At 43.5% G+C, this 25,416-nt stretch carries 19 protein-coding genes; 12 read left to right on the top strand and 7 right to left on the bottom strand.

The window, feature by feature from the left end; all coding sequences use genetic code 11:
- Positions 1 to 65: 65 nt before the first annotated feature.
- The 9 genes from speB (at position 66) to ACQKCP_RS04750 (ending at position 11,745) form a co-directional block, all read left to right on the top strand.
- Complete coding sequence (speB, locus tag ACQKCP_RS04790) at positions 66 to 1,034, top strand: agmatinase (protein WP_057760617.1); 969 nt, start codon at positions 66 to 68, stop codon at positions 1,032 to 1,034.
- 139 nt (positions 1,035 to 1,173) lie between these two features.
- Positions 1,174 to 2,520, top strand: coding sequence for a purine-cytosine permease family protein (locus ACQKCP_RS04785; protein WP_191113805.1), 1,347 nt, complete (start codon positions 1,174 to 1,176; stop codon positions 2,518 to 2,520).
- Positions 2,517 to 3,317, top strand: coding sequence for a carbon-nitrogen hydrolase family protein (locus ACQKCP_RS04780; protein WP_427611486.1), 801 nt, complete (start codon positions 2,517 to 2,519; stop codon positions 3,315 to 3,317). The genes ACQKCP_RS04785 and ACQKCP_RS04780 overlap by 4 nt, the downstream gene beginning before the upstream one ends.
- Positions 3,314 to 4,057: an MBL fold metallo-hydrolase gene (locus tag ACQKCP_RS04775; protein WP_427611485.1), complete on the top strand. Its 744-nt coding sequence runs from the start codon at positions 3,314 to 3,316 to the stop codon at positions 4,055 to 4,057. The genes ACQKCP_RS04780 and ACQKCP_RS04775 overlap by 4 nt, the downstream gene beginning before the upstream one ends.
- A gap of 126 nt (positions 4,058 to 4,183) precedes the next feature.
- Positions 4,184 to 5,905, top strand: a complete 1,722-nt coding sequence (locus ACQKCP_RS04770) for a 5-guanidino-2-oxopentanoate decarboxylase (RefSeq protein WP_427611484.1) — start codon at positions 4,184 to 4,186, stop codon at positions 5,903 to 5,905.
- A gap of 94 nt (positions 5,906 to 5,999) precedes the next feature.
- Positions 6,000 to 7,826 carry a D-lactate dehydrogenase gene (dld, locus tag ACQKCP_RS04765; RefSeq protein ID WP_427611483.1) on the top strand — a complete coding sequence of 609 codons (1,827 nt, stop codon included), beginning with the start codon at positions 6,000 to 6,002 and terminating at the stop codon, positions 7,824 to 7,826.
- Positions 7,807 to 9,213, top strand: coding sequence for a YjiH family protein (locus ACQKCP_RS04760; RefSeq protein WP_057760612.1), 1,407 nt, complete (start codon positions 7,807 to 7,809; stop codon positions 9,211 to 9,213). Before dld ends, ACQKCP_RS04760 begins: the two co-directional genes overlap by 20 nt.
- A 170-nt stretch (positions 9,214 to 9,383) precedes the next feature.
- Complete coding sequence (locus ACQKCP_RS04755; protein ID WP_427611482.1) at positions 9,384 to 10,910, top strand: aldehyde dehydrogenase family protein; 1,527 nt, start codon at positions 9,384 to 9,386, stop codon at positions 10,908 to 10,910.
- A gap of 223 nt (positions 10,911 to 11,133) precedes the next feature.
- The gene (locus ACQKCP_RS04750; RefSeq protein WP_427611481.1) at positions 11,134 to 11,745 is read left to right on the top strand and encodes a TetR/AcrR family transcriptional regulator; all 612 of its coding nucleotides are present in this window, start codon (positions 11,134 to 11,136) and stop codon (positions 11,743 to 11,745) included.
- A 44-nt stretch (positions 11,746 to 11,789) separates the two neighbouring features.
- Here the strand turns inward: ACQKCP_RS04750 and ACQKCP_RS04745 are convergent, their stop codons facing one another.
- From ACQKCP_RS04745 to ACQKCP_RS04715, 7 genes are all read right to left on the bottom strand, one after another.
- The gene (locus tag ACQKCP_RS04745; RefSeq protein WP_427611480.1) at positions 11,790 to 12,416 is read right to left on the bottom strand and encodes a CDP-alcohol phosphatidyltransferase family protein; all 627 of its coding nucleotides are present in this window, start codon (positions 12,414 to 12,416) and stop codon (positions 11,790 to 11,792) included.
- A 67-nt stretch (positions 12,417 to 12,483) separates the two neighbouring features.
- Positions 12,484 to 13,116 carry an ATP-binding cassette domain-containing protein gene (locus tag ACQKCP_RS04740; protein ID WP_427611479.1) on the bottom strand — a complete coding sequence of 211 codons (633 nt, stop codon included), beginning with the start codon at positions 13,114 to 13,116 and terminating at the stop codon, positions 12,484 to 12,486.
- A gap of 130 nt (positions 13,117 to 13,246) precedes the next feature.
- Positions 13,247 to 15,010 carry an ABC transporter permease gene (locus ACQKCP_RS04735; protein ID WP_427611478.1) on the bottom strand — a complete coding sequence of 588 codons (1,764 nt, stop codon included), beginning with the start codon at positions 15,008 to 15,010 and terminating at the stop codon, positions 13,247 to 13,249.
- A complete protein-coding gene (locus ACQKCP_RS04730; RefSeq protein ID WP_427611477.1) occupies positions 15,007 to 16,305 on the bottom strand; it encodes an ABC transporter substrate-binding protein in 1,299 nt (432 codons plus the stop codon). Before ACQKCP_RS04730 ends, ACQKCP_RS04735 begins: the two co-directional genes overlap by 4 nt.
- A gap of 196 nt (positions 16,306 to 16,501) precedes the next feature.
- Positions 16,502 to 18,550, bottom strand: coding sequence for an FAD-dependent oxidoreductase (locus ACQKCP_RS04725; RefSeq protein ID WP_427611476.1), 2,049 nt, complete (start codon positions 18,548 to 18,550; stop codon positions 16,502 to 16,504).
- Between the two features lie 363 nt (positions 18,551 to 18,913).
- Entirely contained in the window at positions 18,914 to 19,318 is a 405-nt protein-coding gene (locus tag ACQKCP_RS04720) for a hypothetical protein (RefSeq protein WP_102078490.1), read from the bottom strand.
- Positions 19,319 to 19,773: 455 nt separating this feature from the next.
- Positions 19,774 to 20,307, bottom strand: coding sequence for a DUF2058 domain-containing protein (locus tag ACQKCP_RS04715; protein ID WP_290176714.1), 534 nt, complete (start codon positions 20,305 to 20,307; stop codon positions 19,774 to 19,776).
- A 419-nt stretch (positions 20,308 to 20,726) separates the two neighbouring features.
- Between ACQKCP_RS04715 and ACQKCP_RS04710 the strand changes: the two genes are divergently transcribed.
- The 3 genes from ACQKCP_RS04710 to ACQKCP_RS04700 all read left to right on the top strand — a co-directional run.
- Positions 20,727 to 21,590: a universal stress protein gene (locus ACQKCP_RS04710; protein ID WP_057760594.1), complete on the top strand. Its 864-nt coding sequence runs from the start codon at positions 20,727 to 20,729 to the stop codon at positions 21,588 to 21,590.
- A gap of 92 nt (positions 21,591 to 21,682) precedes the next feature.
- Positions 21,683 to 22,366, top strand: a complete 684-nt coding sequence (locus ACQKCP_RS04705) for a cupin domain-containing protein (protein WP_427611475.1) — start codon at positions 21,683 to 21,685, stop codon at positions 22,364 to 22,366.
- Positions 22,367 to 23,451: 1,085 nt separating this feature from the next.
- On the top strand, positions 23,452 to 25,416 hold a 1,965-nt coding region (locus tag ACQKCP_RS04700), incomplete at its 3' end, for a hypothetical protein (RefSeq protein ID WP_427611474.1).

The following is a 25,416-nucleotide window of genomic DNA, read 5'->3' as shown; positions in this document are numbered from 1 at the left end:
TTATGTATTGTCAATGGCATGTAGCAAATTGTGTACTTAAACCAAATAGAACAAGGAAGTAACTTATGACATTCAATCAACCATTAAGCGGCAATGACATGCCAAGATTTGGCGGTTTCGCTTCTATGATGCGTCTGCCAACTCAAGCCGACGCTGAAGGGTTAGATGTGGCGTTTGTTGGCGTACCTTTGGATATTGGTGCATCCAACCGTAGCGGTGCAAGATTGGGTCCTAGACAGATTCGTGATGAGTCAAGAATGATTCGTCCCTACAATGTGGCCACTCGTGCTGCGCCTTTTGAGTCATTACAAGTCGCTGACATCGGCGATGTGCCTATCAATACATTCAACCTGCTAAAAAGCGTTGATATCATCGAAAAATTCTATACCGATAAAATCGTCAAACACGGCGCGATTCCTTTAACACTAGGTGGCGATCATACTATCGCGTTACCGATTCTGCGTGCACTTGCCAAAAAACATGGCCCTGTCGGTATGGTGCATATTGATGCTCATGCTGATATCAATGATGATATGTTTGGCGAAAAAATCGCTCATGGTACGCCGTTCCGCCGCGCTGTTGAAGAAAACCTCATCGATGGTAACCGTGTGGTGCAGATTGGTCTACGTGGTACAGGCTATAGCGCAGAAGAGTTTGACTGGTCAACTGAGCAAGGATTCCGTGTGGTACCTGCTGAAGAGTGCTGGTATAAGTCGCTAACACCGCTTATGGCTGAAGTACGCGAAAAGCTAGGCGATGGTCCTGTTTACTTGAGCTTTGATATCGACGGTATTGATCCTGCGTTTGCCCCAGGTACGGGCACTGCTGAAATCGGTGGCCTGACCTCTACTCAAGGCATCGAAATCATTCGCGGTATGCGTGGCTTAGATGTAGTCGGCGGGGATTTGGTTGAAGTATCACCACCGTATGATCCATTTGGTAATACCTCGGTATTGGCGGCGAACTTATTGTTTGAGATGCTATGCATCCTGCCGGGCGTACGCTATGACGACAAAGTTAAAGCGGTTTATTAGTCGTTATATCTCAACATGATAACCATAAAAGGAATGGGTTATTAACAATCTCTTATGGGTTAGATGTGGAGCATAAAGTAGCTTTATCGGCACCAGTGCAATGACTGGTATTAATATAACTCGGTTAAGGAAGACACTAATGAGTAAACCTTCTTCATTTTTTGGTCAAGATACGCTTTCTCCAAATGAAGCTGGACACAGTTTGGGTTCAATTGGTACGTTTGCGCTGTGGTTTGGTGCCAATATCGTAGTCACGACCATCTTAACTGGGATGTTGTTGGTACCAGATCTACGATTTACCACTGCTATCACGACCGTACTCATTGGTTCTTTAATCGGTGCAATTCCACTGCTTTTGGTTGGTCTGATGGGTCAGCGTACCGGTCTGCCATCGATGGCGCTAACACGTAGAGCTTATGGACCACTTGGTAGCCAGTTGATTTCACTGGTAAACATGGGTGTGCTCATTGCGTGGAGCTGTATTCAGGCGCTGCTCGCTGGCATGAGTCTGAATTACGCTATTGAGGCTACCACGGGTTATAGCAACCTACCACTATTTGTGATCTTGTGTGAGACAGTCGTGGTGCTAATTGTGCTACGCGGTCACCTCGGTATTGAGCTTGTCGAACGCTGGGCAGCACTAGCCATGGCAGGTCTTACGGTTGTCGTGCTCTATCAACTTAATCAACATTATGACGTATCGACCCTGTTTGAGATGCCAGTTGAATCACGTAATGGTATTACGTTAGGTATCGCGTTTGATATTGTCATTGCCACTGCGTTTTCTTGGATGTCTTCAGCAGCTGATTACAACCGTAACTGTAAAACTTCAAAGATTGCCGTATGGGGTACTTACTTTGGCTACATTATGGCGGCTATCGTTGCTATGGGTTTGGGTGCGACGATATCAGGACTTTCTATCTTAAACGGTATGGAACAGACTTACGACCCGACTCGTCTGCTTGCTGACTTTGGTTTTGGTCTGCCAGCTGCTCTAGTTATCTTCTTTTCAGTCATGACAACCAATGTAATGGCAGTCTATAGCGCAACACTATCCTGCATGAACATCGCTCCTAACATGAGCTTTTGGAAACCTGCACTTATCATTGGTTTGGTCACTATCTTTGGGGCGCTGATACCAGGTATTTTAGACCAGTTCCAAAACTTCTTATTGATCGTAGGTGCACTATTTATCCCAGCATTTTCAGTCATGATTGTCGATTATTATCTTGTTGGTCAAGAAGGCTATACCGCAAAGCTGCTTGATTCTACTAAACAGTTAGGCCGTCCTACTGCAAAGATTGCTATCGCAGCATATCTAATCGGTGCAGCGCTCGCCGCATACTGGACTTTGATAGCGCCTCCATCTTTCGGTGCTTCATTACCCGTCTTTATCATTACTGGTGGACTGTACTGGTTAGGCGCGACTTTGTTTACTCGTCCTAATAGCGCTATCACTTCAGCTCAAAAGGAGCCATCATTATGAAATTGATGGTTGCTCAAACCAATCCTTTACTGGCTGAAGCGACGGTTAATCTAGAAGCTTTAGAGTCTCTCTGCCGCCTAGCAGTAGAGGCAAAAGCAGATCTGATCGCGTTGCCAGAGCTTGCATTCACAGGCTACAACATCTTTGAGCATCTTGATCACTTAGCGCAAACTATTGATGGTCCAATCGTCACTGAGGCAGCGAGACTTGCTAAGAAATATAACTTGCATCTATTGTTTGGTCTCGCTGAGCGACAGTCTAATGGTGAGTTAAGCAACTCTGCCATACTGCTAGATGACAATGGGCAACACCTTGCGACTTATAATAAGCGTCATTTATGGGATCGTGAAAACGAGTTCTTTACAGCAGGTAAAAAATCCTGCGTGGTTGATACTCGGTTTGGCAAGTTAGGTTTAATGATTTGCTACGATAATGAGTTCCCAGAAGTAGCAAGAGAGCTGGCACAAGCGGGGGCAGAGATCATACTGTCACCGACAGCAAACATGCTGCCAAATGCAGAGCGTCAAGTACTCCAAATTCGCGCTCGTGCCATGGACAATCAATGCTTTGTTGCTTGTATCAACCGCTCAGGCGTAGAAGACACTCTTCATTACTGTGGTAATAGTATCGTTGCTGGTCCCGATGGCGAGGTAATCGGCAGGCTTGGTTTGACCGCTGGCACGATGATAGTAGATATTGATCTTGCCCGTATTGATGAGAGTCGTATGCATCAAAATTATCTTAAGGACCTGCGTGTTCTTAAAGATACTCATGTCGTTAATGGAGCTGACTTATGAGTGAGCAGTCATTACCTCGAATCAAACCAGAAAATTGGTATCGAACCACCACGCTCAGTGACGGAATCACACTTATTGATGAGCCATGGATTAAGCCGTTTTTCCGCTGCAATCTGTGGCACGTACGAGGTAGCGAACGTGATTTATTAGTAGATTTTGGGTTAGGTGCTGTACCATTGCGCCGCCATGTCGCTTTGCTCGCTGATCGCGATATCGTTGGTGTAGCCAGTCACACCCATTTTGACCACATTGGCGCGGCAAATGAGTTTGACTGCTGTCATGTCCATTCTGCTGAAGCACACATCTTAGCTGAACCAGACAATGCTCGTACTTTGGCAGATATGTTTGTTAACGATGAGATGTTTGACGCGCTACCGCCTGAACCTTATGCCCATTGCGGCTATAAAATTGCTGCACCAGCGAAAATTATGCAGCTTGAAGACGGTGACGTGATTGATTTGGGCAATCGTCAATTTGAAGTGATTCATACGCCGGGTCATTCACCAGGTGGTATCGCCTTGTGGGAAGCTGCTAGCGAAACGCTGATTTCTGGTGACCTTATCTATGATGGCCCATTAATTGAAGATACGTGGCACAGCAATATGTCTGACTACGCTAAGAGCATGCGCCGCTTAAATGCACTGCCGGTGCGAGTCGTTCATGGGGGTCATTTCCCTAGCTTTTCAGGTAAACGCTTAAACATCATGATTGATGATTGGTTACGGCACCATGACTTGTAATGAATAGCATTTAATTATTATTCAAAATTAACAGCGATTTAAAATAACTAACTACTCTAAATAAAAAGCAACTTCAAATAAAAATTTTAACTTAATACTAATTATATTTTTCAGGATGACTGACCCATGACCCAATTGACGCAAACGCCTTCTTCTTTGTCTGACACTTCATCATTGACCTGCGGTGAGCTATTGGTGCAGTGGCTAGAATATTATGGTGTAGAGACCGTTTTTGGTATCCCTGGTGTACACACGGTAGAGCTGTATCGCGGCCTTCCAAATACCAATATCCGTCATGTGACACCGCGCCATGAACAAGGCGCTGGGTTTATGGCAGATGGCTACTACCGTGCCTCTGGCAAGATTGGCGTGTGTTTCATCATCACTGGCCCTGGTATGACCAACATTATGACGGCGATGGCGCAAGCACTGGCTGATTCGATACCGATGCTAGTGATATCTAGTGTCAATAAAGTCAAAGACACGGGTAGTGGCGAAGGGCATTTGCATGAATTGCATGATCAGCAAGGCATGATTAGCAAAGTAGCATTGACGAGTAAGACCATTTGGCAACCTGAATCGTTACCTAAAGTCATTGCAGAAGCTTTTGCCTTATTTAACGGTGCACGTCCTGGCCCTGTACATATTCAGCTGCCTATCGATGTCATCACCGCTGATGCTAGCCATGTTGCTAAGCCGCCTAAGTTAACTGCTGTAGCAAATAGCGAAGCTGGTACAAATAGTGTGAGCCTATCGCAGGTTACAAGACCACTGCCGAATCCTACGCAATTAGACCTAATCGTACAGTCATTAAAAACCGCGAAAAATCCCGTACTACTTTATGGGGGCGGCTGCGTCGATGTCGATCACGATGCACAGCGATTGGCAGAGCTGATAGATGCGCCAACGTTTTTGACGATTAATGCCAAAGGCTTGCTGCCACCTGGTCATCCATTAAGTTTAGGTAGCAACCAGTCATTAGACGCAGGTCGAGCCGTGATTACCGAGGCCGACTGGGTGTTAGCGATTGGTACTGAGCTTGGCGAGACTGACTATGATGTGTACTTTAATGGTGAGTTCAAAATCAACGGCACACTGGTACGTATCGACTGTGATGCCCAGCAATTGCAGCGTCCGTTTATAGCAGACATTGCGGTACTGTCCGACGCGCAGATGGCGATTAGTGGTTTATGCAGCCGCTTAGAAGGTCAGACATTCGATCATCAAGCACTGTCACGTGTCAATGAGGCAAAGCAGGCCATCTTGAAGGATGTAACGACAGACTTTGCGGGTCAAAATGCTTTACTGAAGCTGATTAGAGATGAGGTAGAAGACGTCATTTTTGTTGGTGATTCAACGCAACCTGTCTATAGCGGCAACCTTGGTCTTGAAGCCTTGGCGACGCGTAAATGGTTTAATTCATCGACGGGTTTTGGCACGCTAGGCTATGGTTTGCCTGCCGCTATCGGTGCCATGGTTGGCTCAAATCTACCCGTCGTCAGTCTAATGGGTGATGGTGGTATTCAATTTACGATTGCCGAGCTTATCTGCGCAGCCGAGCTTGAGCTACCATTAATCGTTTTATTATGGAACAACCAAGGCTACGGTGAGATTCGTCGTTACATGGAAGAGGGCGGTTTACCACTGATTGGTGTCAATATCAAAACGCCAAATTTTGAGCCACTAGCAGCCGGATTTGGCGCTGGCTATCGTAGAATCACCGATAAGCAGCAACTGCTAGACGCACTAAAGACAGACACTAAGGGTAAACAGCCAATCATTTATGAGATTGATGAAGCAGACGACTTTCTAAAAGAAATGGCTGAGACAGTGACTTATTTTAGTTAATAGTAATACTGGCTCTAATGCCACGGATAATCACGAGACTGATAGTCACAGTTCTAAAAAACGACAAACGCTAGTTACGCAAGGAAGCACGTTCATGACGCCCAATGCTAGAGAAATGTCAGAAAATAGACATGAGCAAATGCTGCGTTTGTTGACGGAGCTTGCTGCTGTCGTTGGTACGACCAATGTATTGACAAAACCTAGCCAACAGCGGTCTTATGTGCAAGGTGCAATTAAGGCTATCACAGACGCGACCATCGCAGTTGTGATACCGCACTCTCTTGTGGCACTATGGCGCGTCATTAATATCTGTGCCACTTTTGATGTGATTATCATTGCTCAAGCGGCCAATACAGGCCTAACAGGTGGCTCAACGCCGAATGGAGATTATGACAGGCCACTAGTCGTAATCTCTATGCAGTTGTTGGGCGGTGTGCATTTACTTAATGATGCAGCAGAACTGATTGCTTTGCCAGCCGCTACTTTGCAGCAATTAGAGTCTATCCTTGCGCCATTAGGGCGTGAGCCGCATTCAGTATTGGGCTCTAGTTGTGTGGGTGCATCAGTGATAGGCGGCATCTGCAATAGCTCGGGCGGGATGCTAGTGCAGCGTGGACCTGCCTATACTGAGATGGCTTTGTTTGCCAAACGCAATACCTCAGGAGCGTTTGAGTTAATCAATCACTTAGGACTGGATTTGGGCACACAGCCAGAGGAAATGCTAGAGAACCTGCAAGCTGGTACGTTTAATAAGGTCTCAAATAGTACGAGCAACAGTAACGCCTGCACTAACTATCATTATCAACACAAAGTCCGTAATTGTGAGGCAGAGACACCTGCTAGATTTAACAACGATCCTAACGGCCTGTATGAAGCATCTGGCTCAGCTGGCAAGGTCATTGTATTTGCGGTAAGGGTAGCGACCTTTGCCAAGCCTAAGCACGAGCAAACGTTTTATATCTCGACCAACGACGCTGATACCTTGACCACACTCAGGCAACAATGGTTAAAAAGCGAGTTGAAATTGCCCGTGTTGGCTGAGTATATGCATAAAGACTATAACGACATCACGATGAACTATGGTCGAGACACTTGTCTGAGTATGCGTAAGCTTCCTGCCAGCAAGATAGGGACGTTATATCGACTGCAAGCAAAGATTGGCTACTACCTGGATAAATGGCATCTTCCAAAGACGCTGCCAGATCGGATACTGCAACTAACATCTAGGTTTATGCCGCCGTCATTACCAGCCACTTTGACTGCGCAAGCGCTCTCATATAAATACCATTTGATTATAAAAGTCGCAGATGGTTTTAATAACGACTTTGATAATGGTATTAATAAAAATTCCAATAAAAACGACGGCAACAATATCGCTGCTGCGCAGGATTTTTTGCAAAATCATATGCAGCAATATCAAGGTGCGCTGCATGTATGCACAGAGCTTGAATCGCAATCACTGTTAGTATTTCGCAGTGCCGCGACCGCTGCCATGTTTCGTTATCATAATTTAAATCAAGACAAATTTGGCGAGCTGCTATCGACCGATATTGCTTTACCTAGAAATGCCGTAGATTGGGACGAGACTCTACCTGAATACTTACAAGAACAAGTCAGTAAAACGTTTTATTTGGGGCATTTTTTCTGTCATGTCATGCACCAAGACTATTTATTGAAACCTAAGACCAATGCCAAGCAATTCAAGGATGACCTGCTGACATTTTATGATAAGCGTCATATTGAGTATCCTGCTGAGCACAACGTGGGGCATGTGTACCCTGCTAAAGCTGAGCTACATTATTTTTATAAAAAACTGGATCCAACCAATTCGCTTAACCCAGGTATTGGTCAGACAGAGAAATGGAAAAACTGGCAATCATCGCCCATTAAGGAGAAATTAAATGACGAGTTATATGGATAAGTCACAGCAGCCGATTTTAGGGAATAATACGGTTGATCCAGAAACACCAAAAGCAGGCCAGTGGCGTGCAGCAATGTGGAAGTTCCTATTGTTTTCAGCACTGGGTATTGCACTTTTTATCATACCGTTTGAGTGGGATGGTAAGGTCACAATTTTATTAGGTGTGTTGACCGATACGCTACAAACCGTGTTAGGTGGATTTGTGGCCTATATCGCGATGGCGATAGTGACTATCTCCGCTCTTGGTGCACTGGCAGTCAAAGCGTTAAAGCCTAATTTGCATGAAGATTCACTGGTAAAAAAGCTTTTTGATGTTGATTGGTTTTGGCTGTCCACGCGTTTTTTAGGTATGTTGTTTGTTTGGATGATTTTCCTACAAGTCGGCCCCGAGTTTATTATCAATCGTAATACGGGCGGCGTCATTTTCGAAGATTTGATTCCTATTCTGATTCCGTTGTTTTTCTTCGCCATTTTATCACTGCCATTTTTGACTGATTTTGGCTTGATGGAGTTTTTAGGTACCTTAGCCAGTAAAGTATTTATCAAGCTTTTTAAACTACCTGGTCGTTCTGCTGTCGATGCAATGTCTTCTTGGTTTGGTGCAGCGTCTATCGGCTTGCTAGTCACTATGCAAGAGTATGACAAAAGCTTCTACAGTCAGCGTGAAGCCGCCATTATTGCGACCACATTTTCCGTCACTTCTATCGCCTTTACCTATGTGGTTGCCAAAACCATCGGCGTAGACAATAACTTCGTCTTCTTTTATCTAACTATTGCGCTAACCGGTTTCATCGCTGCGATTATTATGCCGCGTATACCACCATTGTCACTTAAGCCTGATACGTATCATTCTGGCAAAAGCATGCTGGATGAAGGCATTCCTGCTGAATATACAACGTACCAATGGGCGGTCAATCGTGCGGTTACTCGCGCGCATTCTATGCCTAGCTTAGGTAAAGTGTTCAAACGCAGCGTACACAATCTGTTTGATATCTACTTTGGATTGATTCCGGTTATCTTTGCGATTGGTACCATCGGTCTTGGCTTAGCAGAATATACGCCAGTCTTTAATTGGCTTGCGACACCACTTGTACCACTACTTGAATGGTTACAAATTCCAGAGGCGGCAAAAGCGGCACCTGCCATGATCATGGGCTTTGCGGATATGTACTTGCCAGCGCTAGTCGGTAAAAGCATTGAAAGTGAGATGACACGATTCATCGTTGGTGCTGCTTCAATTACTCAGATTATCTACATGTCTGAAGTCGGTGCGCTGATTTTGAAGTCAAATATTAAGCTAAATGTGTTAGAGCTATTTTTAATCTTTATCCTTCGTACGCTTATCAGCTTGGTAGTAATTACGTCTGTGGCGCATCTACTGTATTAGTGACGTGTCTAGTATAGTATTCACAAGGCATCTAGCCTAACAATAATATGCAAAAATATACAAATGGTCAGTTTTTCTGTAGGCAGTTAAACCGACCATTTAGCCAATCACATTACGGACGTTACGTACATAAAGACAATTTGATCAAAAATATAAGGCGATTGACCATTATGGAAATGCTGAACACTACAGATTTAACCAGAGAAACTGCCATACAAACGGCTCAAAACGAAATTGTACTCAATGCCGCTTATATCAATGGTGACTGGGTTACGATTGAAGCGCTCGCGACCGATTCTGGTGATGCAAGCTTTGATAATAGAAGTAACCATGCGTTGTATGATCCAAATTCAGGCAATGTAATTGCAACGACGCGCTTATGCACCAGTGCCCATGTAGAGCAGGCAGTTGCAGCGGCTGATGAAGCGTTTGCTAGCTGGTCACAGACCACGGTAAGCGAGCGTGCCCGCTATCTAAATGCGATTGCAGAGTCTATGGAGCAGCAATTCGATAAGTTGGTTGGACTGTCTGTATTAAACAATGGCAAGCCAATTGAGGAAGCAAAGATAGACGTCAGTGATGCTATTGCCTGCTATCGCTACTATGCCAATCTCATCACAGAGCAGGCAACGTGGTCTAAGGTCTCAACGCTTGAGTCAGGCATACGCTTGTTAAAGACATACTCGCCAGTAGGTATTTGTGCGCTGATTACCCCTTGGAACTTCCCAATGGTAACAACTTCTTGGAAGCTGGCACCTGCGCTAGCGGCAGGCTGTACGGTGCTATTAAAACCGTCTGAGGTGACACTATTACCGGAGCTTATGCTAGGTAATATCCTATCTGAGATAGGTTTGCCAAAAGGGGTGGTTAATATTTTACCGGGTGCTGCTGAAGTGGGCACTGCTATGACCAGTCATCCGCTGATTGACAAAGTGTCTTTTACTGGCAGCAATGTCGTCGGCGAAAAGGTCATGGTTCAAGCAGCGAAAGGCATCAAAGACATTAGCCTAGAGCTTGGCGGTAAGTCTGCTATTGTGGTATGCGCAGATGCTGATATTGATTATGCTTGTGATTTAATCATTGGCGGTATATTTACCAATGCAGGTCAGATATGCTCGGCCACGTCGCGTTTGGTTGTCCATCAAGATATCGCTGAGCAACTGTTTGACACATTAAAAGTAAAAACGGAAAGTTTGCAAATTGGTGATGGTTTTGCGACAGAGACGCAAATGGGTCCATTGGTGAGCGAGCAGCAGCTGAATCAAGTTAAGAAATTCTTTGATATTGCGACAGCTGAAAATCTAAATTGCTTAACCGGCGGTGAGCTATTAGAAGCATCTGGCTATTTTGCGATGCCTACTATCTATACGGATGTGCCAACGACCAGCCAATTATGGATGGAGGAAGTGTTTGGCCCTGTATTAGTCTGTGCAACCTTTACTGACGACGCAGAGGCTATTCGCCTAGCTAATGATAGCAAGTTTGCTCTAGCAGCAACCATCGTGAGCGCCAATGAGACTGCCGCACTTGAGATAGCGCTACAAATCAAAGCCGGGCATATCTGGATTAACGAGCAACAGATTGTATTGCCAGAGGCTGGATGGGGTGGGTTCAAACACAGCGGTATTGGCCGTGAGCTGGGTAGTGACGGTCTATCCGCCTATCAAAAGAGTAAGCATGTATTGCTGACTCATTAACCAGATTTTCACGTTTCTCGCTAGCCGTTATAAAGATTTGCACCTAGCTATCATTAAGGTTGTTGATAGCTAAGTCGCGCCCTAGCATTACGTTTGTTTACCAGACCGTTTCTTATATTAACTTTACTGTCGCACCCATTCAGGATAAAATTGAGCAATCATTCAAGTTTTATAGCCGTGCCCATTTTTATATGAGGTCACGGCTTTTTAAATGGGGCACATTATGTCACGCACCGCACTTTATAATCGTCAGGATGCCTTGGAGCGCGCGCTACAGCTTTTTTGGCAAAAGGGCTTTCATGCTACTTCTCTAAAAGATATTGAGCAAGCGCTCGATATGCGCCCAGGTAGTATCTATGCCGCTTTCGGTAATAAAGAGGGCCTGTTTCAAGAAGCGCTAGAATACTATGCACGTCTAGGTTTGACCGAGCTTGAGCGAGTATTGAGCCATCATGAAACGCCTTTATTAGGCCTTGCCGCTTATATACGTCAGCTTGGCGGGATTCGTGACAAAGCATTACCGAGCCGAGCCTGTATGCTGGTCAAAAGCTTACTAGAGCTGGGTGCGCGTGAGCAAACAGCGTTAACCAAGGTAGAAATGCTGCTGGCAGGTATGGAGACGCGATTTATAGGATGCTTTAGAGAAGCGCAGAATGTCGGTGAGATAGATAGTGAGCTTGATCCAGTTAGACTTGGTCGCCGCTTACAGGCAGAAGTCATGGGACTGCGTGCCTTTGCACAGCGTGACATAGAGAGCTCGACGGTACACGCCCTTGCTGAAGATATGGCCTTATCTATAGAGGCACTGCGACTCGACGATTCCGTAAATGCTTAGTAGTGTCAAGGTCGGTTATTCAATATGACGTATATCTCAGACGCTTACTTGGTAGATTCGAGCTGCTTGAGGGTATGATACCCACCATGTATACGAGTGAAAATAGTAACAGCGCAGGCAGTAGCAAAGATACCAGCAAGTAGCACAAACTGCTGCGGCCAAACACAGAGGGCAATAAACAGAGCAATAGTCTCGGTGCCCTCGGTGAGGCCGTTGAGATAATAAAAGCTCTTATATTTAAACTGCGGCTTGTCTAATTGAAACTTTTCCGCAGAAATCGCAAACGCCAAAAAGCTCGAACCTGTCCCAATAAATGCTGCTAATAACAACGCGCCTGCAATAGCGTTTTGTGCAGGGTTAGCCAAAATGAACCCAAGTGGCACAGCAGCATAAAACAAAAAATCGAGGGTGATATCTAAATAACCGCCTGCGCTTGAGCTTTGCTGGGCATAGCGTGCCATTGCGCCATCCAGCCCATCAAAAATACGATTCAATATAATCACTGCCAGTGCGCCATACCATAGCTCAAACGCGAGTAGTGGTAATGCCAACATACCAACCAAGAATCCAGCTACCGTAAGCTGATCAGCCGTAATACCGAGCTTATGCAATGTCGCTACTATTGGAGTTAGCAGTGGCTTGATCACGGGCGTAATAAACTTGTCTAACATGCGAGCTGCCTTCTATATTTTGCTTTCTTTGTCATTTTGGTTGAGTGTTTGACTCTGATGTCCAAAATTATCGTCCTACATAAATAACTTTACCATTGGCTGCTTCGGCATCGCTTTGGTCGTGCGTGACCATAATAGCAGGCAACTTATGAGTACGAATCTGATCGAATACCAATTGCCTCGTATCCATTCTCAACTGAGTATCAAGTTTGCTAAACGGCTCATCAAGTAGTATCGCTTTGGGTTCACTCAGCAGCGTGCGTAGTAGGGCAACACGTGCTTGTTGACCACCTGATAAGTTATCAGGATGACGATCTCCCATCCCTTCTAAGCCCACTTGCGCTAAAGACTGCGCTATTTTTTCAACTCGCTGTTTTTTGTTTCCTTTTGGCATGGCAAAAGCAATGTTACCCGCGACTGACAGATGCGAAAACAGCAGTGCATCTTGATACAGCACACCAATACGGCGCAAATGCGCAGGCAGGTGAGTCACGTTTTCATCATTTAACCAGACAGTACCCGTCGCGGTAAAATCGCTCGCCAAAGTGCCTGTTAGCCAGCTTAGTAAGCTAGACTTGCCACTACCAGAAGGGCCCATCACGGTTAGGATATCGCCACCAGCGATGTGCTCATTGATACTCAATAACTGCTCATTTTGACGAAACAGTTGTAAGTCTTTTATCTGTAGAGATGATGGCATCAGGAACCCTTTATTTACGTTTTTCATGACTAATGATTTTAGTGTTTTTAGTGGATAGTTTTTTCATAACGGCTGTTTTCGATAGCTGATGCCTTTCACAACTGTTCTTATTCATGTCATGGTAAACCTGCTACCGTGCGCCACTTCTAAAAAAGTATTTGGGTAGCATCCAAGCCAATACAAAACCGATGAGTGGTAGCGCCATTTGCATAATTGCGTAGACAGCACTGGTACGCCTACTGGCACCATTCGCCAATGTCACCGCTTCTGTCGTAATAGTAGCAATACGTCCACCGCCCGCCAATAGAGTTGGTAAGTACTGACCAAAGCTGATCGCTAGACCGAGAGCAATGGCAATCAAAATAGGGGCAAATAGCTGCGGCAGTTTTATCTGAAAGAATACCTTAATAGGGGCAGCGCCAAGGCTTGCGGCCACATGAGCAAAACGTGAGTCTAAGCGTCGATAACTACTGGCCAGTGATAAAAACACGTACGGCAGCACGAATAAAAGATGGGCGAATGTCACATTAAAAAATTCTGATTGATGATTGGCCAACTGCTGTAACCATACTAAGCCGAATAGAAACGCGATACTTGGTACCAAGAGCGGTAAGTAAATAATAAAGCTGGTGAAGTGCGACAGTGGTTTAGCACTCAATTGCTCAGCTTCCAAGCATAGCAAAGTCAGAAAAACAGCAAAGGCAGTACTAACGGCCCCAATGCTAAGCGTATTGACCAATGGTGTGCTCATTTGGGTAAAAGCACTTTGAAAGTGTAATAGCACGAATTGCTCTGGTAGCATCGCTGGAAACCGCCAAAATCCTGCAAATGCCCATAACACAAGACCAGCAAGTGACAGTAGCATAAAACCAATCACGCCTACGGTAAGTATAGCGGTGACTTTTTGCCAAATAGCATCTGCATAATGACGTTTGCCATTAACTGACGAAACATTAAATACTGTTTTGATCGTTTTTTCGCCACCCAGCCAAAAGGCGACTAAACCTGCTGTCAGTACAAGTTGTAATAATGCACCTGCTGATGCTTTGATACGCAATGTCAGGTCAACATCGTTAAACCATTGTATGATAGAGACAGCAAGCGTTGGCGGTGTGTTAGGACCTAATATCAATGGCATCTCGACACTCGCACTAGCATAGGCAAGCACTGCTAAAATCGGCAAACGTAGAAAAGGATATAACAGGGGCAAGACCGCCTTAAAAAAAGCAGTAATTGGGTAATAACCTAAATTGAGCGCAACGGTATATTGTTGACGCAGTTTTTTACCAAGCTCAGGCTGAGCAAGCGCGCCCAGTGCCATTAATAATAAAAACGGCAGCTCCTTTAAGGTTAAACCCAAGATGATGCTGATACCGTATGGATCATGTGGAAACATACCATCGGGTGCCATCTCCCAACCAGTTAGCCACGGGGAGATGAGCCGTGCAAACATACCTGACGGCGCAATCAAAAACCCAACGGCAATGGCTGCGGCTGCATGAGGAATGACCAAGATAGGGCTTAGTAAGTGCTCAATACGCTGCAACCAAACACTATTAAAAAACGCGGCCAATATCATCAGGGCAATGACAAAAGCAAGCAGGGTGCTGATAAGTCCTGTAGCAAGACTTAATGCAGCCATCTGCGTGATACCAGGCGTTTGCCATAGGTCTATGAACCCTTGCAGATTCAGAGTCGTTTTTTCAAGGGCAGGAAGCCAGCTCAGAGCAGGCAACAGTACACAGATGAGGCCACAGAGTACCGGTAATATTAATATAAGAATTAAGAGTTTGGGGCTAAAAGACACGATACGCGTAAACAGATCTTTTTTCTCAAGCGTAATAGGTCTAGGGCTATCACCTTTTTTCGTTATTTTGTCAAAACCTTGGCTCATGGACTCACCCCATAACGTGCTTGCCAGCCTTGCTGGATGGCCTCTACCCAACTTGGATGCGGCTCACTTACCGTGCGTTTGACACTGTCAAAGGGCAGGGCGCTTGGATGGGGCTGCTTGGTTTTGAATAATGCTTGTTGTGCAGGGCTAAGCGTAGATTGGACCAGTACGCTTTTATCACCCCATACCGAGGGGGTTTGTTTTTTTGCTTGGGCTTCTGGACTCATCAAAAAGTTGGCTACTAATTGTGCCGCCTGAGGATGGCTAGCATTATAAGGAATGGCAACAAAATGAGTATTGCTTAAGCTGCCGTCACTCATCGCATAGCTGCGAATGCTCTGGGGTAAGTCATAACGCTGCACGGCCGCAGGAACTTCTGGTGCCGAAAAGGTAAACGCGAGACTCAGCTCAGTATCATCGACCAAGCGCCGCATCTGCGCACCTGTCTGCACGAACTGCTCGCCATTACGCCATAAGGTTGGATGAAAGCCATCTAAAAACGCCCACAGCGGATCTAATACGAGCGCGGTGTTTTCTTCAGTGGCAGGCAAGTTGAGCTGTGCGCTAGTGTTTTTACCCGTTTGAGCGTCTTGTTGCTCATGCAGCATGACTAAGACGTATTTTAAGAAACTCATACCCAAAAAATCAGGTGGCTTTGGGTAGCTAAAGCGGCCAGGGTTTTGTGCTGTCCAAGTGGTCAGTTCAGTTAGCGTTGTTGGCGGTTTACTGGTCGATAAGCTGTCATAATAAAACGTCAGAGAGGCTTGTCCCCATGGTGCTTCCATACCGTTGGTCGGCACACCAAAGTCAAAGTTTACGGTTGGATTATTGTCCGGATCAGTCAACGCAAAATTGGGCAGCTTGTTTGCCCATTGCTTGAGTAGTAATGAGCTCTCACTCATGGTGGCAAAGTTAGCACCATTAATCCAGATGAGATCCACACTGCCTTGATCGTCATTATGAGCAGATTTTTCTGCCAGTACACGACTGACTGCTTCGCTGGTATCGCTCAATTTGACATGGACTAAGTTGATATTATATTTATCATCGACTTGATCGGCGACCCATTGTAGATAGGCGTTAATTTGCGGATCACCGCCCCATGCATAAAAGTAAACATCTTGGTTGCTGCCTTGGGCTTCTATCTGCTGCCAAGGTGACAAGTCTTGGTTAATATTGGCAGTAGTTGGCGATGCTGTGCTTGCTGATATACCAATACAAATGCTCATCACCATAGCGTAGGTGCTATATCGCGTAAGACGTTTGAGCATCGGTAAAGCGGTAATAACGCGCATTCAAGTTTCCGTTATGATTTAAATGTTAGTAAAGCTGGTAAAGATTTCATAGTCTGCCATGTCAAACCAAACAGATATCACAAAATCTAAACCAGCTTTATTGGAGTCTTTTAGAACTTTCCTACCAGTCGCGTCATTTAATGACATTAATCAGCAAACTGCTCTTAATTCGCTGCTATTAACTAACCGTCATTAACTAACCGCGACGCCAAGTATGGTATTTCTCTAACCAGCTTAATACGGTCTCAGGCGCATGAGCACGTTTCCACTCACCAGCGGCGTATTTGTTGCCTTCTGCCCAAGTAGGGTAGCTATGAATGGTGCCCAAAATCTTATTGAGACCCAGACCATGTTTCATGGCCAGTACAAACTCAGCGATTAGGTCGCCTGCATGTTCAGACACCACCGTAACGCCCAGTATTTTGTCTTTACCTTTTGGTGTGATGACTTTGATAAAGCCTTTAGCCGCGCTATCTGTAATGGCGCGATCCAGCTCTTCAAACTCAAAACGAGTAATCTCGTAATCGATGCCTTTATCAATGGCCTCTTGCTCGTTGATACCGACACGAGCGACTTCGGGGTCGATAAACGTAACCCAAGGAATGACGCGATAATCTACTTTAAACTTCTTCAGATTGCCAAATAAGCCATTGACTGCAGCGTACCAACCCTGATGGGCAGCGACATGAGTAAACTGGTATGGACCGACAATATCGCCTGCAGCAAAGATATTGGGATATAACGTCTCGAGATATTCATTGGTCACGATAGTACGATTGGTTTCGATACCTAGCGCCTCTAAACCATAACCTTCAAGGCGTGCGCTACGACCAACGGCACAAAGTAGCTCATCATACTCGATATCGATTTCTGTTTCATTGTGTTTGACGATAATGTATTTTTTACCATCACGCATCTCGCAGCGCATCGCTTGATGCGAGGTCAAAATATTAACACCGCTATCAGTAAGCGACTGGTGAGCAAAGGTAGACACTTCAAGGTCTTCTTTACCCATAATGCGATCGCTCATCTCGATTTGCGTCACATTAGAACCCAGTCGAGCAAAGCTTTGGGCAAGCTCGCTACCGATTGGACCACCGCCCAGTACTACTAGCTTCTTAGGGGCTTCTTCTAGCTCAGCAAACTTCGTCCATAGCGTGTCACTGGTTACGTAGCCTGTTTCTTCTATACCTGGCAGAGGCGGTACAAATGGACGGGCGCCCGTGGCGATAACGATGGTTCGCGCCGTTAGGGTCTGCATGCCGCCGTCATTTAGCTGGATTTCTACTGTCCACGGGTCAACTAATTTGGCATAGCCTTTGACCACATCGACGCCCAGATTGGTATAACGTTCAACGCTATCGTGCGGTGCGATATCAGCCACTACTTGCTGTACGCGTGCCATCACTTTTTTGAACGAAAACTGCGGTACGGTGTTCTCTAGACCGTATTTTTCCCCATGACGAATCTGATCAGCGATTTTTGCGCTTTTGATGATGGCCTTACTAGGTACACAGCCATAATTGAGACAATCACCGCCCATCTCACCTGCCTCAATCAGTGTGACTTTTGCTTTTACCGCTGCGGCAATGTAGCTTGTGACCAAGCCACCAGCGCCTGCGCCAATCACAATCATATTGCGATCGAACTTTTTAGGTTTGGTGTGGTTTTTATAAACACGGCGTTTTTTAAACATGTTCAACACTCCTTTTGCTATTAATGGGAAGAAACCTAATAACGCAAACGAGACAATTAAGTTGAAAGATAAAATACCCGATAAGCTGTCTATTTGTGCCAGCTGTGTCCCTGCATTGACGAAGACAAACGTTCCAGCCAGCATACCGATTTGACTGACCCAGTAGTAAGTCCATGTTTTAATAGACGTCACACCCATCAATAGGTTAATCAAAAAGAAGGGAAATATAGGTACCAGACGTAAGGTAAATAAATAAAATCCACCTTCTTTTTCGACGCCTGCATCGATAGCCGACAACCGCTCAGGAAAGCGCTGTTTGATGGTGTCACGCAGTAAATATCGCGATGCCAAGAAGGCAATGGTAGCACCAATACTTGATGCAAATGACGCAACGAGCAAGCCTTGGACCAAACCAAATAAAGCACCAGCGGCTAGCGTCAAAATCGCAGCGCCAGGTAAGGAGAGGGCAGTAACGACGACATATAGTAAGAAAAACCCACCGATAATCAATAGCGGTGACTGCGCTTTGTATTCATTAAATTGCGCCATCGACCCTTTTAAGCCATCAAGCGTCAATAATTGATTTAGGTCAAAATAAAAAAAGCTTGCCGCTAATATCAATATTAATAGTATTAAAAATATTCTTTTAATCATGGAGAATCCGGCCAAATAAGGGAGCAAAGGCTAAAATCGTAGTTATTACTACAAACTGTAGAATACTCATCGTCTGAATAACTATACTTAAGTGACTATATTTAAGTGACTATAGTTGAGTAACGTGGCAATCAAATCGAATTGTCTGAATCGCTTAACTACGATAAAAAATTTAAGTCGGCAGTCTTAATAGTATATAAATTATGTCTTGTTGTCTGTCATTTATACTACTTAAGCAATAAGCATTGCCGCCGATATTTATACTGGAGACGTATTTTTACCCAGTGTTAGGGTGTCATAGTCTCTCATTAAGAATAGCGCCAAACAGGCTGCCAGCATCGGCCATGCAGCAAAGAACAACAAGTTATCAAAAGGCGTTAGGTAAAGACCAAAAGATGCAAAAGTAGAGGCGGCATGTAGTAATAAAATGATGCCGTACGTCCACTTTTTGAATAAACCCATGACAAACGAGAAGATAAGAATAATTTGTAAGCTACCAATCAGGTAAACAATAGTGATGCCCAAGTTTTCTAAAGCGTAGAATTTAGCAAACACATTAGCAGCATGCTCAGGATTTACAAATTTGTCGAGTGTCCAAAAGAAGAATACGATGAAAACACCAAGGCGAAGAAACAATAGTGAGAGCGGTAAATGTTTTGGCATGAATGATCTCTTTTTGAGAAAAAGTAAAAGTGAATTGGAACAAATTAAGCAAACAAAACGGGCACGATGGCACCGAACTATCAGGTAACAAACACAGGTAAAATATGAACAATATTGAGCGATTACTCAAAAATAAACAAAGTATTACCACAAAATGTACTAAAAACGCATTGTAGTAGTTATTGAATAACTGTTCAAGTTGATTATATCCATATTCTGGCAATTATAGGGTTGGGTTACTTTCTTTAACCAAACCAGCAATGTTAGGTTAAAGAAGTCCGATTTATGTACGTTTGATTGAGTCTATCGACACATTTAACGTTTATCTTGCGCTCTAAAGATTTGCCTAACTCGTATAAACGCAAAAAGCCCTTTATAGAACGTAAATCCTATAAAGGGCTTTTGAGGGGATGCTTATAACACTATAGTAAAGCCAACAGCAGTAGAATAATGCCTTACCACATCAAATCATCTGGAATCACATAAGCGGCATACGGATCATCTTCTGCCAATGCTTCTTCGGCAGTGTCGTTGGACACAACCATAAAGCCTTCCATTTTTGAATCGATACGATCCGCCAATGGACGAGGCAATAGCGCGTAGCCTTCTTCCAAGCGTGCGATGACTACGTGACCAGCCACGATTTGATCGTACAGTTTCTGAGTGATAGCGATTTTCTTTACTTTGGACTCATCGACAAACTGATAGCTGACCTCACCTTCTGTCTCAGTAATCTGATGCTGCTTAATCATTTGGACGATATTAGCCTTTAATGCTTTTTCTTCCAATACGCGCTGTTTTTCTTGATTAAGCTTTTGATCCTTTTCTAGCTTTTGAGCTTGCGCCTCTGCTAACGCTTTTTTTGCTTCGACGCTTTCTGAGTCACCAGTACGCTTGGCATGTTGCGTTTGTTTGCTGATCTTCTTGGCCTTTTTGCTATCAACCAAGCCAGCCTTTAATAATTGAGCCTGTAGGGCATTTTTTGCCATAATCCAATCACCTAAATAACGTTACCGAAATCATAAATGCTAAAAAATACATTGTAGCAAACTTTGCTAGCGCATGTGGTCAGACAATGATAAGACTTTATATATAGCTAGATATCAGTCTGCGGTGAGCCATGCACGATGCTGTCAGTAACAAATTGCAATTATTGCAAAAGGGTCGCACACATCGCTGGATGAAGCCGTTTAAATTGGTTATTATCAAATGAAGGGGTAAATTTACTTGATAAGATAATTTTTGAAAGATAACTATTATGAAGTAAATGAAACATACCCCAGTCAGAGTACATAAGCCAGAGAGCATAAGCTAAAGATTATAAGTCAGAGAACATAAGCCAAAGAGCATAGCTTGGTCAGAACTAACAAGCTGTATAGGATTAAATAATTAAATTTAAGGACAGATTATGACAACATCACAGCACATTTTGGCCTGTATTGACGGCTCGGCAGTGACTGAATCGGTTTGTGACTATGCAGCATGGTATGCCAGTAAACTCAACGTACCTGTTGGATTATTGCATGTCAGTGACATACCAGCATCGACCAGACGGGATTTATCAGGTGCTATAGGCATAAATAGCCGTCAGTTTTTATTAGAAGAGTTGTCCCAATTGGATGAGCAAAGAGCAAAAGTCGTCAACAGCTATAGTAATGCGTTGGTACAAGATGCAAAAAGCCACATTCAAAGCAGTTTCGCTGATGTCAATGTTCGCGTTTATCAACGCCACGGCAAATTGCTTCCTAGTATTGAGCATTTTAAAGAAGAAAATCGTGCGATTGTGATGGGACGACGCGGAGAAGATCATAAGAACAGTCGGATTAATATTGGTAGTCAAATCGAGACGGTCGCTCGTGGGTCAGATATTCCTATATTGATTTGCTCAGAAAAATTTGAAGAGCCAAGCTCGTATATGATTGCCTTTGATGGTAGCAAAACTTCTATTAAAGCGGCACGAATGGTGTCAAAAAGTCCACTGTTAAAAGGTTTAAAAGGTCACATCGTGATGGTGGGCAATCATAACGACGCCGCCAAGCAAAGTATGAGCGCGGCCGCCGCACAGTTAGAAGATGCTGGGTTTGTCGTTGAGGCACATCACTTATCTGCTTCTGATGCGGTAGATGGATTGTTAAAGTTTCAGGTAGAGAACAATGTCGACATTATGGTGGTGGGTGCGTACGGACATTCAAAATGGCAGCAACTGTTTCTCGGAAGTACAACGACAGAAATTATCGCTAGCACGTTATCACCGGTCATTCTAGTGCGGTAATAACGTCATATATTTGTGTTTATCGTCTAGGGCGTGTCCTCGGTTTTATATTGTGGGTACGCCTTAATCATTTAATACCTTTGGAATACTTTATGTTAATTAATGCAGATTTTTCACAACGTGCTTCACTGACCTCTGAAGCACATCAATGGATTAAGTCACCACAAAATGGTGTGGAGCGTGTCATGCTTGATCGTGTAGGCGCAGAGAAGGCTCGTGCTACCAGTCTTGTACGTTACGCGCCAAACTCTTACTTTCCGCATCATCTGCATCCAGGCGGCGAAGAGATTTTAGTACTATCAGGTACTTTTTCTGCAGATGACACTCATTATCCAGCAGGTTGGTATCTGCGTAATCCACCGTCTTCAGGTCATCGGCCTTATAGTGACGAAGGTGCTGTTATTTTCGTCAAGTTACGGCAAATGTCGTCTGACGAAACTCAGCACGTGGCTATCGACACTTATAAAGGTGCTAATTGGCAGCAACAAGGCAACCGTGCTATCTGCCCGCTTTTTTCCGATGGGGTAGAGCACGTTAGTCTACAGCGTATCGATGCAGGCGAGTTGCTATTCACTGAGACAGTTCATGGCGGTGCAGAAATATTAGTTGTAGCAGGTGAGCTAATAGAGGGTGGACAGGTATATCAGCAGGATAGTTGGATACGCCTACCGATAGATACAAGCGTACAAATAAAAGCAGGGGTAAAGGGCGCAACCATATACTTAAAAACTGGCCATCTTAATCATGTCATTGGTTTAGACATTGAAGAAATTTAAATAATGCTTATTAATTGTATAGACAAAATATAAAAATAATTTGGTACTTTTAATCTTTAATAATGACGTACCAAATTATCACTTCATAAAATTAATATATTATAAGTAATACTCGTTTTTGTGTGAACTTCATAAAAAAAAGATACCAAGTATCATCTTTTCCTATCTGTCTTCGAAAAATTCTAACCTTCCAAATAGCTTCTTCTAGAAAATTAGCCTAAGTAATTAAATAGAGTGCTTTTAAACAGCGCTTTTGGCTAATCTTGTCTTTTTACCATCAAAAATTATATTTATTTTTATAAGCAATGAGAATGAATATTATTTATTTCCTTGCTATCTATTTATTAAAGAATCTTAGTTTACAAAAAATATTTATTATAATTTTATTCCTTCATTAGTCTCATTCGTTATCTATGATCTTAACTATTGAAACGTACCTATACAAGTTGATTCAAGAATTATGTACTCTGTAAAAATAAGATTACATTTGTATAATAGAATATTGTTTACAATCTAATAAAGAAACTATGTTGACCTATAAACCTAGCGTATTATTATAAAAGTAATAGTGAAAAACATATCCGAATCTTAATATGAAAGGTGTACAAGTAATTTCTGACTAAAAATGAATATTTACAGAGTCTAACAATAATTAACAAAAGTTCTATAAACTGTTTGTTAATTAGATTTTTGTTGATAGAATGCGTTATTAAGGAAGGTTGGTACTTCTTTTATAGTGCTGTTATAACTTAGAGAATATTTTGTTTCTATATTCGTTTTTTTGAATTCAAATGGTTTGTTAAATTATTTTAAACAATAAGATATATAGTAAAGTTTTTTTAATGAGAGGTTTGTAGAAGATTTTGAGAAAGCTGTCTATTTAGTCAGGATTTCATTTAAGTTTTAGTAAAAGATAGAGAATAGTTAGCTTTATATATAAATAAATTTTTACAAGTGCAGTTAACCAAAGTTCTTTGAAAAAAATGATTTAGAAGTGTTTTTCATTATCGCCTTATGAAATATTAATATTTTATCGAACAGCTGTGTTTATGTTTGGTCAAAATTAGTCAATCAAGGATGGTTTTATGGATACTATAATTGTGAAAGTTAATAATAAAGTTGAGACAGTTGCTGAGCATACAGTGGTCTTAAAAAATGAAACGCCTACAGTGATTAAATCTGTTAATAGAACTAATTACGAGCTGCTTGATACAACCGTTAATCGTGCACCAAATAGTGTTGTTACTAAAAGAGTAGATAAAAACCTTCATATTTCTTTTGAAAATGATGGACAGGGTCCAGACCTCATTATTGAGGGGTTTTATGATAATGCAGATAGTGCATTAATAGGTATCGCTGAGGATGGTAGCTATTACTACTATCTTCCTGATACAGGCGAAGTGACAGACTATATTACTGAACTACAAATAGGTGAGGCACAAAGTCAATCATTAGGCGGAGATTCACAAATAAGCCCTTGGTGGGTTGGTGCCACAGAAGCTGAAGGTTTTGCAGCTTTACCATGGTTGTTGGGTCTAGCAGGTGTTGGTGTGGCGGCAGCGGCTTTAGGGGGAGGGGGCGGGAGCGGTGATGATAACGATAGCGCACCGGTAGACACCACCGCGCCTGATGCACCAACTGATATTTATGTTGGTAATGACGATGCCTTTATTAATGCTGCTGAGATCGATGACAATGGCAAAGTAGATGTAATTATCGGTTTACCTGATAATGCATCTGTTGGAGACATTATTACTGTTAATGGTATCAAGCAAAAATTGACTAATGATGACATCGAGAATAAAAACGTAACTGTTAAAATCAACGCACCAGCAGAAGGTGAAGCGCTTGACGTAACGGCAAGTATCACAGATGCAGCTGGTAATGAGTCAGACGAGCTGTCGGAAACAGTTGGTATTATTGATACCGTGGCTCCTGGTGAACAAGAAGATGCCGATCCAGTGGCCGCAGTGATTGTCATTGACGAAGCAGAAGATGGTTTTGTGAATGCTGAAGAATTTGGCATAGCGTCTATGGCTGGATCAGGTGTTCAAACCCAAGTGACCTTACCAACTGGTACTGTTGTCGGTGACACCGTCACCTTAACCGTCACACCTGCAATTGGTGAGGCGATCACCGTTGACTATGTTGTGACCGCAGATGATTTAGATGTAGATGGTGGCAACGGTGTTGCTGAGGTCACCATTCCAAATGATACAGCAACAGGCATAACTGCTGATGGTAATTATAGTGTGACTGTTATCGTGACCGATGCTGCTGGTAATAGCAGTGCTACAAGTGAAGCAGTTAACTTCACGGTAGACACGGTTGCCCCTGATGCTCCAAAGAATACTGCTATCGGCAATGGCGATGAATCCATCACTGTTGATGAGATTGTTAACGATAAAGTCAGCGTGACAATTGTACTGCCAGACAATGCCGTTGTAGGCGACACTGTTACTGTTAATGGTATCAAGCAGGAATTGACTAATGATGATATCGAGAATAAAAACATAACTGTTAAAATCAACGCACCAGCAGAAGGTGAAGCGCTTGACGTAACGGCAATTATCAAAGATGCAGCTGGTAATGAGTCTTCTTCTGTAACCACTACGGCTACTCGAAATACTATTGATGCTCCTGATGCTCCAGTTAGCGTGGATATAGGCGATGGCAGCCCATTCATAACTGATAATGAGATAGCTAATAATCAGATTATTGTCACTGTTGAATTGCCAGACAGTGCAGAAGCTGGCTATACAGTAATTGTCAATGGCGTTGGTGAGGTGTTAGATGGTGATAATATTATCGTTGATAGTAACGGTAAACGTACTGTGATATTTAACTTTGATGCTCCATTAGAAGGTCTACCTTTTGAAGCAACTGCAAGCATCAAAGATGCTGAAGGAGCCTCATCTACTGCTGTGTCAGCTAGTGCTATCCGTGACACCATTGCGCCTGATGCCCCAACCGTCACAATAGGTGATGGTGATGCCACCATTAATGGCTTTGACCTGGCGGATAATGGACAAGTAACCGTAACCGTAGAA

Origin of the sequence: Psychrobacter sp. NPDC078631 (assembly GCF_050268165.1) — a bacterium.
Lineage (GTDB): Bacteria > Pseudomonadota > Gammaproteobacteria > Pseudomonadales > Moraxellaceae > Psychrobacter.
This window is presented reverse-complemented; position numbering and strand designations above follow the sequence as displayed.